Source organism: Motiliproteus sediminis (assembly GCF_017912535.1).
GTDB classification, from domain to species: Bacteria; Pseudomonadota; Gammaproteobacteria; order Pseudomonadales; family Balneatricaceae; genus Motiliproteus; species Motiliproteus sediminis.
Window position 1 is genome coordinate 143,107 of the sequence record NZ_JAERQK010000007.1, and the last position, 13,594, is coordinate 156,700.

At 60.9% G+C, this 13,594-nt stretch carries 10 protein-coding genes; 4 read left to right on the plus strand and 6 right to left on the minus strand.

What is annotated here, in order from left to right; translation table 11 throughout:
* Positions 1 to 15 precede the first annotated feature (15 nt).
* From lpxL to JJQ76_RS13175, 4 genes are all read right to left on the minus strand, one after another.
* Complete coding sequence (lpxL, locus tag JJQ76_RS13160) at positions 16 to 921, minus strand: LpxL/LpxP family Kdo(2)-lipid IV(A) lauroyl/palmitoleoyl acyltransferase (RefSeq protein ID WP_210397317.1); 906 nt, start codon at positions 919 to 921, stop codon at positions 16 to 18.
* Entirely contained in the window at positions 921 to 2,645 is a 1,725-nt protein-coding gene (gene msbA, locus JJQ76_RS13165; protein ID WP_210397318.1) for a lipid A export permease/ATP-binding protein MsbA, read from the minus strand. Before msbA ends, lpxL begins: the two co-directional genes overlap by 1 nt.
* Before the next feature lie 110 nt (positions 2,646 to 2,755).
* Positions 2,756 to 4,021, minus strand: coding sequence for a 3-deoxy-D-manno-octulosonic acid transferase (locus JJQ76_RS13170; RefSeq protein ID WP_210397319.1), 1,266 nt, complete (start codon positions 4,019 to 4,021; stop codon positions 2,756 to 2,758).
* The gene (locus JJQ76_RS13175; RefSeq protein WP_210397320.1) at positions 4,018 to 5,091 is read right to left on the minus strand and encodes a glycosyltransferase family 9 protein; all 1,074 of its coding nucleotides are present in this window, start codon (positions 5,089 to 5,091) and stop codon (positions 4,018 to 4,020) included. Before JJQ76_RS13175 ends, JJQ76_RS13170 begins: the two co-directional genes overlap by 4 nt.
* A 5-nt stretch (positions 5,092 to 5,096) precedes the next feature.
* On the opposite strand from JJQ76_RS13175, the gene JJQ76_RS13180 reads away from it, so the two are divergent.
* Entirely contained in the window at positions 5,097 to 5,792 is a 696-nt protein-coding gene (locus tag JJQ76_RS13180; RefSeq protein ID WP_210397321.1) for a 3-deoxy-D-manno-octulosonic acid kinase, read from the plus strand.
* A gap of 196 nt (positions 5,793 to 5,988) precedes the next feature.
* On the plus strand, positions 5,989 to 6,981 hold the full coding sequence (locus JJQ76_RS13185; protein WP_210397322.1) for a branched-chain amino acid aminotransferase: 993 nt from the start codon (positions 5,989 to 5,991) through the stop codon (positions 6,979 to 6,981).
* 318 nt (positions 6,982 to 7,299) lie between these two features.
* On the opposite strand, the gene glnE is transcribed toward JJQ76_RS13185, so the two are convergent.
* Together glnE and JJQ76_RS13195 are read right to left on the minus strand one after the other, a co-directional pair.
* A complete protein-coding gene (gene glnE / locus JJQ76_RS13190) occupies positions 7,300 to 10,209 on the minus strand; it encodes a bifunctional [glutamate--ammonia ligase]-adenylyl-L-tyrosine phosphorylase/[glutamate--ammonia-ligase] adenylyltransferase (protein WP_210397323.1) in 2,910 nt (969 codons plus the stop codon).
* Between the two features lie 56 nt (positions 10,210 to 10,265).
* Positions 10,266 to 11,333, minus strand: a complete 1,068-nt coding sequence (locus JJQ76_RS13195; protein WP_210397324.1) for a CYTH domain-containing protein — start codon at positions 11,331 to 11,333, stop codon at positions 10,266 to 10,268.
* A gap of 176 nt (positions 11,334 to 11,509) precedes the next feature.
* Here JJQ76_RS13195 and JJQ76_RS13200 point away from each other — a divergent pair, with 176 nt between their 5' ends.
* Both JJQ76_RS13200 and JJQ76_RS13205 read left to right on the plus strand, forming a co-directional pair.
* Complete coding sequence (locus tag JJQ76_RS13200) at positions 11,510 to 12,190, plus strand: TIGR00153 family protein (RefSeq protein ID WP_210397325.1); 681 nt, start codon at positions 11,510 to 11,512, stop codon at positions 12,188 to 12,190.
* Positions 12,191 to 12,214: 24 nt separating this feature from the next.
* Complete coding sequence (locus tag JJQ76_RS13205) at positions 12,215 to 13,480, plus strand: inorganic phosphate transporter (RefSeq protein WP_210397326.1); 1,266 nt, start codon at positions 12,215 to 12,217, stop codon at positions 13,478 to 13,480.
* Positions 13,481 to 13,594: the final 114 nt, after the last annotated feature.

Here is a 13,594-nt window from a genome sequence, read left to right on the forward strand (position 1 = left end):
GCATCGCCAAGCGGATCAGTATTCAAAGCCGGGCGCGCCCTTGAATCGTTTATGGACCCAGAGATACTGCGCCGGCGTCTGGCGCACCTGCAATTCGATCAGGTCCATATAGCGCTGGGTGTCCGCCACCGGGTCCTTAGACGGGTACTCCTCCAGCGGCGGCAGAATCTTGAGCTCGTAACCCGAGCCTTTGCGCGCCACCATAAAGGGCAACACTTTGGCCTTGCCCGTTCGGGCAAGGGTTGAGACCACGGTGGCTGTGGGTGCGAGCTGGCCGAAGAAGTTGACCAGCGCGCTGTGCTTGCGGCGGTAGCTCTGGTCGGCGGCAAACCAGATCGAGGTGCCCTTGCGCAGTAGCTGTACCATCCGCTTGATATTGTCTTTGGGGATCGCCTCGTCGGAGTGGCCGCCGCGGCCGCGGGCCGTGAGGTACTCCTGCACCGGGTTGTTCATGCGCCGGTAAACCACCGCAAAACGGGCATGGGGCAGCAGCAGTTTGGCACCGATCTCAAGGCCGGTGAAATGAGCGCAGAGCAGGATGGCGCCCTGATTGTCCGCTTGCACCGCTTGCAGGTGCTCAAGCCCCTCCAGTTTGGTCAGCAACGGTTGCAGCTTGCGTTCGCTGCCCCACCAGCTGAGGGCGGTTTCGAACAGGGTGATGCCAAGAGATTCGAAATGCTCGACCACCAGCCGCTCTTGCGCCTCGCTGTCCAACTCGCGGAAGCAATGGCGAATATTGGTACGCGCTACGGCTGCTCGTTTGGGTGCAACCTTGTACATCAGTCGCCCTATCATTCGACCCAGTGCCAGTTGGGCTGAAAACGGCAGCATGATCAGCAGACGCAGCAGACCAACGCCCAGCCAGAGGAGCCAGAACCGTGGGCCCAGCAGGTCTCGCAGGGTAGGGTTTTCTATCCGCATTAATGCATTTCCCGGTAGAGCTGTCGGTAGATGCCATCCAGAGCCAGCAGCTCCTGGTGTGAGCCGGTTTCTTTTACTTCGCCCTGGTCCATCACCAGAATCCGGTCGGCGTGTTCGATGGTCGACAGCCGGTGGGCGATGATGATGGTGGTGCGGCCTTCACAGATCTCTTGCAATGCGGCCTGCACCTGACGTTCTGACTCGTTGTCCAGCGCCGAGGTGGCTTCGTCGAGGATCAGTAACGGTGCATCCTTGTAAAAGGCGCGTGCCAGTGCCAGCCGCTGGCGCTGACCGCCGGAGAGCATTCCGCCCTGTTCGCCGACATCGGCATAAATGCCGCCCTCCATGGCGTTGACGAAATCCTCAGCATGGGCGTGGCGCAGGGCGTCGCGTACCCGCTGCTCGTCGATGCCATTGGGGTCACCATAAGCGACGTTGGCTGCGACGCTGTCGTTGAACAGGAACACTTCCTGATCAACATAGGCAATCTGGCCGCGTACCGCGGGCAGGCTGAGCTGCTGAATATCCTCGCCATCGAACAGAATACTGCCGCCAGTGGGTTGATAAAAACGGGCAATAAGCTGAGTCAGGGTGGATTTGCCGCTGCCGGAGCTGCCCACCAGGGCCAGCGTCTCGCCGGGTTGCAGTTCGACGTTAATTCCCCGCAGTACCGGCTGCTCTTCGCCGTAGCTGAACTCCAGATCCCGAATGGTCACCCGGCCACTGAAGGGGGCAGGCAGCTCGCGGCCGCTGCTGGGCTCGGCCGGTTGGTCGAGCAGATTGAACAGGGTTTCGGCGGCGGCCATGCCGCGCTGCAGCGGCTCGTTGACGCTGGTCAGGGAGCGCATGGGCGCGAACAGCATCCCCATGGCGGTAAAGAAGGAGACGAACTGTCCCGGGCTCATGGCGGCGTCGCCCTCCAGGGTGGCGGCAAAATAGATCACGCTGGCCAGTGCAATAGCGATTACAAACTGCACCACGGGTGAGTTGGCAGCACCCAGTACCACCAGTTTCAGGGTGTTCTGACGCAGGTTGTTCACCACCCCGTGGAACTTGCTCTCTTCGTACTGCTCTGCCAGGAATAGCTTTACCAGCCGATGGCCCTTAAGGTTTTCTTCCAGCCGATGGGTCAGGCTACCCATGTTCTCCTGTAGCAGGCGGCTGGACTTGCGCATCCGCTTGCTGACCAGTTTGATGATGATGGCGATCACCGGGGCGGTGATCAGCACCAGCATCGACAGTTTCCAGTTGATGTAGAACATGTAGCCCAGCAGGCCGACGATAATCAGTGAGTCGCGGACCAGAATTAACCACACCTTACTGGCTGTCGAGGATAGCTGCTCGACGTCGTAAGTCACCCGCGACAGCAAGCGACCGGTGGTGGTAGCGTCCATGTAGCTCTGGGGCAGGTGCTGGATGTGATTGAACAGGTCAACGCGTAGCTGCATGACCACCCGGGTAGCAACGGCGGTTACGCCCAGCGTGGCAACAATCCGCCCCACGCCGCGAACAAAAAACAGGCCCACGAACATCAGTGGCACCATCACGATAGCGTTGGGGTCTTTGTCGATAAAGGTGCCGTCGATCAGCGGTTGCATCATCGCCGCCACCGCCGGTTCGGTACTGGCAACGACGGCCATGGCGGCTACCGCGACCAGAAATTTGGCCCAGTGCGGTTTAACGTAAGCGGCCACTCGGCCCAGCAGCTCTCTGTTAGTTTTCAATCGGGATTACCTGGTTGGCAGCACGATAGCGGGCGCATACCGCACCCGGTCTGGCGCGGGATTCTACCACAGTTTAGTCGGGGCTAGGGCTGCCCGTCAGTGGCATGGAATCAGCCCAGCAGAGCACGAATGGCATCAGCCTGCTGACTTGCCGCGTTGGCATAGCCCTGCAGTTGCATGGCAGCCTGTTGTGACAGTTCCCTGCGTGACTGTGGTTGCATCAGCAGGCTGGCAATGGCGTGCTTCAGTGCATCCGGCGTGGTTACCTGATGCAGCGCCTTGGCCGCCAGAAATTCCGCCGTGATCGCCTCAAAATTACGCATGTCCGGCCCCACGATCATCGGGCAGTTGCAGGCTGCGGGTTCGAGGATGTTGTGCCCGCCCACATCGACGAAACTGCCCGCCACCCAGCAGAGATCGGCGGCGCAGTAGAGCGCCAGCAGTTCACCGAGCGTATCGGCGAGATAGACCTGGCAGTCAGCTGCGACCGGTGTGTTGCCATCGTCGCTGCGCCGTTGCCAGCGGAGGCCGCTGGCAGCGCATTGCTGCGCTACCTCGTTAAAGCGCTGTGGATGACGCGGCACCAGGACCAGCAGCAGCTCGGGGTGCTTGGCCAGCAGCTGGCGTTGGGTGTCGAGGGCGATGGCTTCCTCTCCCGGGTGGGTGCTGGCGGCAAGCCAGACGGGACGTTCGCTGCCCAGCAGTTGACGCAGCCTCTCGCCGGCAGTCTGAACCGCGCTGTCGATGCTGAGGCTGAATTTGAGATTGCCACTGACCTGCAGTCTGGCATCGTTAACGCCGAGAGCACGAAAGCGCGCTGCAATGGTGTCGCTCTGAGCCAGGATCATGTCGGCCTGTTGCAGGGTATGGCTCCATACCGCGGGCAGCTTGTTCTGGTAGCGCGCCAGCGAGCTGTCCGATAGGCGGGCGTTGGCAAGTACTACCGGAATAGCGCGTGCTTTGCAGGCGCTCCACAGGTTGGGCCAGATCTCTACTTCCATTACTACCAACGCACGCGGAGCGATCTGCGCCAGTGCCCGGTTGACCGCGCGGGGGTTATCCAGTGGCGCATAGAGTTGCATATCACCGGGTCGCAGCACCGCTCGAATGGTGTCGCCGCCGGTGCGGGTGGTGGTGGTGACCACAAAGGGGCCGGGTTCCCCGGCATCCCTCAGGGCATCGATCAGCAGCGCGGCAGCCTTGGCCTCACCGACCGAGGCGGCATGGATCCAAAGCGGTGCTTGGGGCAGTTGTGACGGGTAGTAACCCAGCCGTTCTCTCCAGCGGACAGGGTCCTGTTTACGCCCCAGCGCCAGACCCACCGGTGTCAGCAGCTGGATCAGGCCGTGGTACACCGCGCGCTGCAGGCGGCTCATGCGGGGTTACCTTCGCCGAGCAGGCGGTCGACCATGGCGATGACCTCATCGACTTTGATGCTGTCCATGACGTCGGGGTCGCGAACGCGCTTGCCCCAACTGACCTCACTCACATCGGCGTCAAAGGCTTTACGAACCTGATCCGGGTAGCGGTTGATGACCCAGTCGCGGCTGAGATAGGGGCCGGTGCGGTCCGGGTTGGAGCTGGCGTAAAGCCCCAGCGCCGGGGTGCGGGTGGTGGTGGCCATATGCATCGGGCCGGAGTCGGGACCGATGACGCCAGCGGCGTTGCCGATCAGTGCCAGCAGTTCCTTGAGCGTGGTCTGGCCGATCAGATTGGTGACCGGGCTTTGGGCCAGGCGGCTGATGTCGGTGCCATATTGCTGCTCCAGTTCGCTATTGCCGCCGGTGAGTACGGTATAGACGCCGTAGTTCTGGTAAGCGTAATCGATAACCGCGGCGTAGCCTCCGGCGGACCAGTTACGGAAGTTGCGGATGCGCTGGCTGGAGCAGGGGCTGATCACCAAGTACCGGCCCTCGGGCGCGCGCTCTTTGGCGCGGGTGCGGTCAGCATCCGGAATAGGGATGTTCCACTCCAGCGGTTGCGGATCGGCCCCGAGGGCACGCACAAATCCCTGGAATCCTTCCAGTACGTGGCTGTGGGGTTGGGCGGCGATCCGGGCGTTGGTAAACAGGTACTGCCGATCTTTGGCCCGCTCACGGTCAAAGCCCAAGCGGATGCGGGCGGGAATCGCCAGCGACACCAGACTGGCGCGCAGAGCGGCCTGCATGTGCAGCAAAATATCGAAGCGGCGACCGGCCAGCTGTTGGCGCAGAGCCAGCACCCCCTTAAGCCCGCTGGACTTGTCGTAGGTGATGAACTCGACCCCTTCCAGGCCGTCGAGCAGCATCCGTTCGACCTTGCCAATGATCCAGGTTATGCGACAATCTGGCCACTGTCGTTGCAGGGCGCGTATCGCCGGCACGGCGTTACACACATCTCCAAGCGCAGACAGGCGAAGCACGCAGATCGATTGGGGCGGCTCGCGAAGCGGCAGGTCGACTGACATTGACGATGAAATTCCAGGCCTTTGAACGGGATGGCGCGCTCCTTATGGCAGCGCCGGAACTGGTTGAGCATATTACTCCTTCCTGGTTCGATCTCAACTGGTGGCGCTCCCGCGGGCAACAGGTGGACTCCGCCCCGGGCCGTGGCGAGAGCTATTTTGTCAGTTATCAGGGCTGGCAGCTGGTCTGGCGCCATTACCGCCGCGGCGGTATGGCCGCCAAGCTCTCCGCTGACCGCTATCTCTGGACCGGGCTGGAGCAGACCCGGGCCTATGCGGAATTCGTGCTGACGCAGCAACTTTTTGATCAGGGCTTGCCGGTGCCGCGCCCGCTGGCGGGCTGTGTCGTGCGCCAAGGACTGACTTACCGGGCCGACCTGATGACGGCGCGCATCGATGGTGCCCGGTCGCTGGCGGATCAACTGGACGCCGGGGGCGCTATTCCCTGGGCTGAGGTTGGCGCTACCATTGCCCGCTTCCACGCGGCCGGACTGGACCACGTCGATCTCAACCTGCGCAACATACTGGTGGATACCGAACAGCAGATCTACCTGATCGACTTTGATCGCTGCCGTCTACGCGCGGCGGGCCGCTGGGCGGAGGGGAATCTGGATCGGCTGCGCCGGTCGCTGGATAAACTGTTCCCCGGCGGTGGCCATGATGCGGGGTGGCATAAGTTGCGGGAGGGATACCGGTCCGCCTGACCGCGGCTGCTTTCATCCGTTGCGAGGCCTTCCCAAGGGGCAATTCCCTTTTGCCGGATTGCTGATTACAATCCTCTTTCTCAGGGATTTGGCCAACCGCACGGAAACGTCCGGCGCCGGCAACTCGCGTCTTTCTGCGCCGGCAACGCCCCAGGATTCCATTGAACAATAACAGGCTCAATATTGAGGTAGCTTCATGTCTGCATTCGGTACCGTGTTCATGCCAGAGATGGCGATCGCGTGGTTTGATGGTTCAAGCTGGAGTCAGCCGGAAGTGGTGGCCAGCGACAGCATTCAACTGCATCCCGGTGCCCATGTGTTGCATTATTCCAGTACCTGCTTTGAAGGCCTGAAGGCGTTCCGTCATGCCGACGGTTCGATCAAGGTGTTCCGTATCGATCGCAACATGGCGCGCTTTGCCCAAAGTAGCGAGCTGCTGTCCTTGCCGGCTATCGATAGCGCCATGTCGACCAAGATGGTGCTGGATCTCGTGGCGCGGTTTGCCAGCGATGTGCCCGAGCCGCCCGGCTCCATGTATATCCGTCCGACCCACTTCGGAACCGAAGCGGCCATCGGCAAGGCGGCGGCGCCGTCGATGAGCTCCTGCCAGTACGTACTGCTGTCACCGGTGGGCGATTATTTCGCCGGTGGTGATGCCTGCCTGCGCCTGCTGCTGGAAGACGACATGCGTTGCGCCGCGCACATGGGCCGGGTGAAGAGTGGTGGCAACTATGCCAGCGCACTGGGTCCGATCCTGCGTGCGCGCAAAGAGCATCAGGCCGATCAGGTGCTGTTCTGTCCCAACGGCGATGTACAGGAAACCGGCGCTGCCAACTTTCTGCTGATCGATGGCGACGAGATCATCACCAAGGCGCTGGATGACAGCTTCCTGCACGGCGTTACCCGTGACTCTATTCTGACCATCGCCCGTGATCTGGGAATGACCGTTTCCGAGCGCTCTCTGAGTGTCGACGAACTGATCGAACGCGCGGCCAAGCCCGGTTGTGAGGCGGCTCTGTCGGGGACCGCAGCGGTATTGACGCCAGTGGGTACGCTGATTCATCAGGGCAAAGAGATAACCGTCGGCAGCGGCAAGCCGGGCGCGACCACGATCAAGCTGCGCCAAACACTCAACGACATTCAGTGGGGCAAGGCGGAAGATCGCCACGGCTGGCTGACCAGCCTCTGAGCCCCCTTAGGTGATAAAAAAACCTGGCCTCTGCCAGGTTTTTTTATGGCTCATCACGCTATTTGGTGAAATGGCGGAGAACGGCGCAAAGCAATCTTTAGCCTCGGGCCGGCGGGTTTTAGTTTCAGGCTCACTATCGGCATCGTTCGAAAACTTCTGTTCCGTCCACCCGGGCGCAACCAAGGCCTTACAAGCACCATCAGGAAGGAGCCTTGAACACCGTGCGGCCTAAGCAACATCAATGACCGCTCGGCGCCGATTCGAACCATCTTCCCCAACCCGTGCAGGCCCTTGTTTATGGTCGTTGACGAGGGCTTATTAGGCTTCCATCTCCCGGTCCCAGATGGTCGCGACCCGGTCCCGCAGCTCCGTTACCTCGGCGGCGCTGATGGTGTTGTCCTCCTCCTGCAAGGCCTGTCGATGGCCCATGGAGCGATAGGCGATGTAGGTGTCGCGCAGCTTCTGGGCGTCGTCACCGGTGAGCAGGCCACAGGCTTCGATAGCATCGAGAATGCGGATGTTATCGGTGTAGGTAATCAGGTCCGGCTTGTCGCAGGCGTGAGCCAGGGCGAAATACTGCACCAGAAACTCGATATCGACGATGCCGCCGCGATCCTGCTTGAGATTGAACTTGGGATCAGTGTCTGACGGGGCGTTCTTGCTGCCCAGATGCTCACGCATCTTGTGGCGCATATCGCGCACTTCGCCCCGCAGCTTGTCCCCTTCACGCGGCTGACTCAACACCTCGGCTCGCACCGCCTCGAACCGCTGCTGCAGCGCTTTGCTGCCAGCCACTACGCGGGCGCGGACCAGTGCCTGATGTTCCCAGGTCCAGGCCTCATTGAGCTGGTAGTCGCGGAACGCTTTTAACGAACTGACCAGCAGCCCGGAGTTGCCGGAGGGGCGCAGGCGCATATCCACCTCGTACAGTTGGCCGGAAGTGGTAGCGGTGTTGAGCAGATGGATGATCTTCTGGCCCAGACGGGTGAAGAACACCTGATTATCCACCGGCTTGGTGCCGTCAGTTTCCAGATTTGCGCCAGCATCGTGAATAAACACCAGATCGAGGTCGGAACCGTAGCTGAGCTCGATCCCCCCCACCTTGCCGTAGCCAACGACGATAAAGTCGGGGTCGCAAGGCACGCCCGGTTCGCGCTGCGGCACACCGTGCTTGTCGGTCAGCATGCGCCAGGCGATGCTGAGCGCACCGTCCAGTATGACTTCGGCGATGTAAGTTAAGTAATCACTTACTTTCATCAAAGGTAGTGCCCCGCTTATCTCTGCTGCGGCAACGCGCAGGGCATGGGCGTTCTTGAAATAGCGCAGCGTGTTCATCAGTTGTTCGACATCATCTTCCGGAACCCGCAGCAGCTGCTGGCGCAGTTCATCCTCCAGCGCGCTCTTGTCGGGCGGGTTGTAAAGCGAGCGGACGTCGATCAGTTCGTCCAGCAGAATCGGTTGCAGCGCCAACTGGTGGGCGAACCAGGGGCTGGCGGAGCAGAGCGTCACCAACTGAGTTAGTGCCCCCGGGTTCTCGATCAGCAATACCAGGTAGGCGCTGCGGCGCAATACCGATTCAATCAGCTGCAGGCAGCGCTCCAGCGTGCGGGTGGGGTTGTCCTGACTGCACACCTCAGCCAGCAGCAATGGCATCGCCTTGTCGAGTCGTTCGCGGCCGATCTGCTGTAGTGACTCTACCCGCCGGCTGCTGCGCAGATTGGCCAGCAGGCGCAGCGATTCAGTCGGTTTTTCGTGGCCCTGCTGTTGCAGCAGCTCCAGTGCGGCGTCGTCATCCAGGGCGCCGCTCCAGAGCGGCAGCCAGAGGTTGCCATCGTCCTCGTCACGCTCTTCGTCGTCGCTGGCAATCACCTCGGCAAAGTGGTGGCGTACCCGCTGGCGATGCTGGTCGAGCGAGGACATGAAGCTTTCCCAGCTGCCGTATCCCATGCTGTACGCCAGTCGCAGTTGGCCGCTGTCATCGGTTGGCAGCTCCTGGGTCTGCTGGTCGGCGACCGCCTGAATAGCGTGCTCTGCGTTGCGCAGAAAACGGTAGGCGTGCAACAGCTCGTCAACAGCGCTTTCCGGCATCCCCACTGCTTCCGGTAGCAGCGGCAGCACCTGACGCAGTTCGCGCTGCTGCAGGCGACTGTCGCGGCCGCCGCGGATCAGTTGAAAGGCCTGGGCGATGAACTCTACTTCGCGAATGCCGCCCGGCCCCAGTTTGACGTTGCCCTCCAGCTGGCGCCGGCGCACCTCGCGGTTGATCATCGCTTTCATCTCCCGTAGCGATTCGAAGGCGCTGTAATCGAGGTACTTGCGATAGACGAAGGGGCGCAGGCTGGTCATCAGTTGTGCACCGGCGGTCTGGTCACCGGCGATCACCCGCGCCTTGATCATGGCGTAGCGCTCCCATTCACGCCCCTGATCCTGATAGTACTCCTCCATCGCGGCGAAACTGGGGCAGAGGATGCCGCTCTGGCCGTAAGGGCGCAGGCGCATGTCTACGCGGAACACGAAGCCGTCGGCGGTGGTGTTGTCGAGCACCTGAATCAGGCGCTGCCCGAGCCGATTGAAGAACGCCTGATTGTCGGCGCAGCGACGACCGTCCCGGGTTTCGCCGCCCTCGGGGAAGGCGAACATCAGGTCGATGTCGGAGGATAGGTTGAGCTCTCCGGCACCGAGCTTGCCCATGCCGATCACCACCATCTGCAGCGGACGTGCCGGCCGGCCCTCACGTTCGCGGGAATAGGGGGTACCCCAGTCGTTACAGAAACGCGGATAGAGCCAGTTGAGGGCCTGGTCAACGCAGGCATCAGCCAGGCTGCTGAGATCGCGCGTGGTCTCCTCCAGCTCTGCCAGGCGGCAGAGGTCGCGCCAGATGATTCTAACCATCTGCTGGTGACGATAACGGCGCAGAGTCTGTTCCAGGGCGCTGTCGGCGATGATGTCGCTCAGGGCTCGCTCCAGCTCGCTGGCAAACTGATGGTCTGCAACGCTGCCGTTACGACTGTCGAGCAGTTCGACCAACAGCTCCGGCCGGGATCGACACTGTTCGGCGACATAATCGCTGCCGGCCCAGACCCGTGCCAGCTGGTCCCAGAAGCCTGCATCGGCAGTCTCTAAGGCGGCGGTAACGGCGTCATCGGCTTGGTCGCAAAAATGCTGCCAGTGGCGCTCAACGCTGCTGCGAAGTGGCTGGGGAAGGGAGTCGAGCTGTGGGCCCTGCATGACAACATCCTGATTCAAGTAGAGAGCGTTGATTAGAGGTAATTTTGGCCGTTGCTTCAAGGTTGTGGATCAAAGAAAGGCTCGACCGGTTGGTTCCAGGGACGACGGTGCAACAGGTCGCTCAGTGCCAGCAGTTGTTGCCCCAGGGCTTGGCTGTTGAGCCAGCTTTCGAGCTCTGCCCCCAGTTTGGCTTGCTGCCGTTCGCGGATGGCGGCCCCCTGATAACGGTTGAGAAGCAGCGGGGCCAGCAGCCGACGCAGCTCTCGCTCAAGGTCCGCCAGCGGTGACACCAGCTCTGCGGCCGTCGCCGCATCCGCATGGCAGTCCAGCAGGGTAAGCAGCTGGCTGAGTTCCTCGGCGAGGGCCGGCAGCATGCTGTCATCGGCCAGAAACTCGTAGCCCTCGATGGCACTCTGGAGTCGCTCCAGTCGCGCTTCCAGCAGCAGGTAGAAGGCTTGCTCGATGCTGCTGTCTGTCGCAGGCGTTGGCACTGTCGGGAGTTGGCGAGCACGTTCCGGTGCCGCCAGACGGTAGCCCCGTTCCGCCTTGCTGATGCGGCAGATCCGTAACGGTAGAGTTGCTGCCAGCGCCCGGGCGAAGGAGATCAGCGTGCCGGCATCTCCCTGTTTTAGCTCCAGTTCAACTTCGTAGATCGGGTCGCGCTGGGAACCGTTACTGACCCAGCCATCGTCCAGCACCAGCTCTATCAGCGCCTGTTTGCCGGCCGCTGCATAGTTGAGAATCCAGCTGGTGCGCTGAAAGTCGGTGGTAAAAGCGGCGGCCAGCAGGGCGGTGTTAATCGTCGCTGGAAAGGCTTCGGCGGGCAACAGCTTCAGGTCCAGTTGGTCGGACGGCAGCGGCCACTCCCATTCCTGACGCTGATGCAAGCCGCCCTGACTGCTGCCGCGGGTTTTCAGGGTCTGGATATAGGTCTGCCCCTGGCGTCGGATTCGCAAGGCGATGGCGTGGTGGTTGAGGTCTTGATCAGGGGTGTCAAAGTAGCGGTTGTAGAGTGCCTGCCGCCGGGGCGCGGCTTGCTGGTGGCGCTCTATCAGAGGGTGTCGGGCGAGGGCATTAGCCGGGTCGCGGGGCAGAGAGAGTTTGAGTTCTATTTCGGCTGCCATGGGATGTTTCTCTGTATGAGGAGCGAGATTGTTCGGTGTTCAAGATCTCGCCAAATGTTACATTTTTATGACAATTTGACGTAAAAAGCGTAAAAATAATGTGTCAAAAAGGCTACAAAGCGGTGACAGGGGCCTTTATACTTCGCGCAAATTTTCTGTCCAAAAGGTGAGCAACCATGGTCGCAAACAGTTCATTTATGCAAATGTTTGCCAAGTCGCCGGTTAAGCCTATGCAGCAGCATATTGAAAAGGCCCACGCCTGCGCAATGGAACTCATTCCCTTCTTTGAAGCGGTACTGGCCAAGGATTGGCAGCAAGCAGAAGCGATCCAGCTGCGTATCAGCCAACTGGAACACGAAGCCGACGACCTTAAACGTGGCGTTCGCAGCCACCTGCCCAAGAGCCTGTTCATGCCGGTGCCACGCACCGATTTGCTGGAACTGTTGCGGATGCAGGACCGGATCGCCAACAAGGCTAAGGATGTCGCCGGCATTATGCTGGGGCGGCGGATGGAGATCCCGGCGGCGATTGCGGAGCTGATGACAGCCCATGTTAAAGGTGCCATCGCGGTAAGCGAACAGGCGGTGACCGCGCTGAATGAACTGGACGAACTGGTTGCTGCGGGCTTCCGCGGCCGTGAAGTGGACGTGGTCGAGAAGATGATCGCCGAACTTGATCAGTTGGAGCATGAAGCGGACGTGCGTGAGAAAGAGCTGCGTCACGCGCTGTTTGCTCTGGAAAAAGAGCTGCCCCCCATCGACGTGATGTTCCTGTACAAGGTCATCGACTGGGTCGGCGAAGTCGCGGACCGCGCGCAACAGGTAGGCAGTCGCCTGCAGCTGTTGCTGGCTCACTAATTCTCCTCCAACGGGAACAATTTCATGGATATCATCGCTAACTACGGCACAGTGCTGATCGCACTGGCCTGTATCTTTGGATTTTTCATGGCCTGGGGTGTGGGCGCCAACGACGTTGCCAACGCTATGGGTACGTCGGTTGGTTCCAAGGCGCTGACCATCAAACAGGCGATCATGATCGCCATCGTGTTCGAATTTGCCGGTGCCTATCTGGCCGGCGGTGCGGTGACCGCAACCATCCGCAAGGGGATTATCGATCCCGGCATCATGGCCGCAACCCCCGAGCTGCTGGTGTTTGGCATGCTGGCCGCGCTATTGGCGGCAGGTGTCTGGCTGTTGGTGGCCACCCACTTCGGCTGGCCGGTATCGACGACCCACTCGATTGTTGGTGCCATCGTCGGTTTTGCGGCGGTGGGTATCTCCGTTGATGCGGTGGCCTGGGGCAAAGTTGGCAAAATCGTCGCCAGTTGGGTGGTGTCGCCGGTACTGGCGGGCAGCGTCGCTTTCATGCTCTATCGCAGCGTGCAGCGGCTGGTGATGGACAGCCCCGATCCCTTCGAAAGTGCCAAGAAGTACGTGCCTATCTATAGCTTTATGGTGGGTTTCGTGATTGCCATGGTCACTTTCACCAAGGGGCTCAAGCATATCGGCCTGGGGCTATCTTTCGCGGAGAGTGCGGTTTACTCGCTGGTTGCCGGTGTGTTGGTGTTCTTCCTCGCCAAATACCTGCAACGAAATATCACCCAGACCAAGGAAGAGAACGCCGAGTACCACTTTACCGGGGTCGAAAAGGTGTTTGGCGTACTGATGATGTTTACCGCCTGCGCCATGGCCTTTGCCCACGGCTCCAATGACGTAGCCAATGCGGTGGGTCCGCTGGCGGCCGTGGTCAGCATCGTTGGTGCCGGTGGTGAAGTGGCGCAGAAGTCGGCCATGCCGCACTGGATTCTGCTGCTGGGTGGCGGCGGTATCGTTGTCGGCCTGGTGATGTACGGCCACAAGGTCATCGCCACCGTAGGTACTGGAATCACCGAGTTGACACCGAGCCGTGGTTTTGCCGCGACTCTGGCCGCGGCCACCACCGTGGTTATCGCATCCGGTACCGGTCTGCCGATCTCTACCACTCACACCCTGGTGGGCGCGGTTCTGGGTGTCGGTATCGCCCGCGGCCTGGGTGCGCTCAACCTGCAGGTGGTGGGTACCATTTTCATGTCCTGGATTGTGACCCTGCCGGCGGGTGCCGGTCTGGCGATCTTGTTCTTCTTCATCCTCAAGGGGGTGTTCGCCTGATCGCCTGACGGCAAGCGAAACGGCGACCTCGAGGTCGCCGTTTTTGTTTTTAGCCTCAGAAGGTTGCACAATACCGCAAGCGGTCGCGATGATACTGTCGAGCGACCATACTGG

Bases quoted from the DNA above. Each gene is read 5' to 3' on its own strand.
- lpxL (WP_210397317.1), bottom strand. From the start codon at position 921: ATGCGGATAGAAAACCCTACCCTGCGAGACCTGCTGGGCCCACGGTTC.
- JJQ76_RS13170 (WP_210397319.1), bottom strand. From the start codon at position 4,021: ATGAGCCGCCTGCAGCGCGCGGTGTACCACGGCCTGATCCAGCTGCTG.
- JJQ76_RS13175 (WP_210397320.1), bottom strand. From the start codon at position 5,091: ATGTCAGTCGACCTGCCGCTTCGCGAGCCGCCCCAATCGATCTGCGTG.
- JJQ76_RS13180 (WP_210397321.1), top strand. From the start codon at position 5,097: ATGAAATTCCAGGCCTTTGAACGGGATGGCGCGCTCCTTATGGCAGCG.
- JJQ76_RS13185 (WP_210397322.1), top strand. From the start codon at position 5,989: ATGTCTGCATTCGGTACCGTGTTCATGCCAGAGATGGCGATCGCGTGG.
- glnE (WP_210397323.1), bottom strand. From the start codon at position 10,209: ATGCAGGGCCCACAGCTCGACTCCCTTCCCCAGCCACTTCGCAGCAGC.
- JJQ76_RS13195 (WP_210397324.1), bottom strand. From the start codon at position 11,333: ATGGCAGCCGAAATAGAACTCAAACTCTCTCTGCCCCGCGACCCGGCT.
- JJQ76_RS13200 (WP_210397325.1), top strand. From the start codon at position 11,510: ATGGTCGCAAACAGTTCATTTATGCAAATGTTTGCCAAGTCGCCGGTT.
- JJQ76_RS13205 (WP_210397326.1), top strand. From the start codon at position 12,215: ATGGATATCATCGCTAACTACGGCACAGTGCTGATCGCACTGGCCTGT.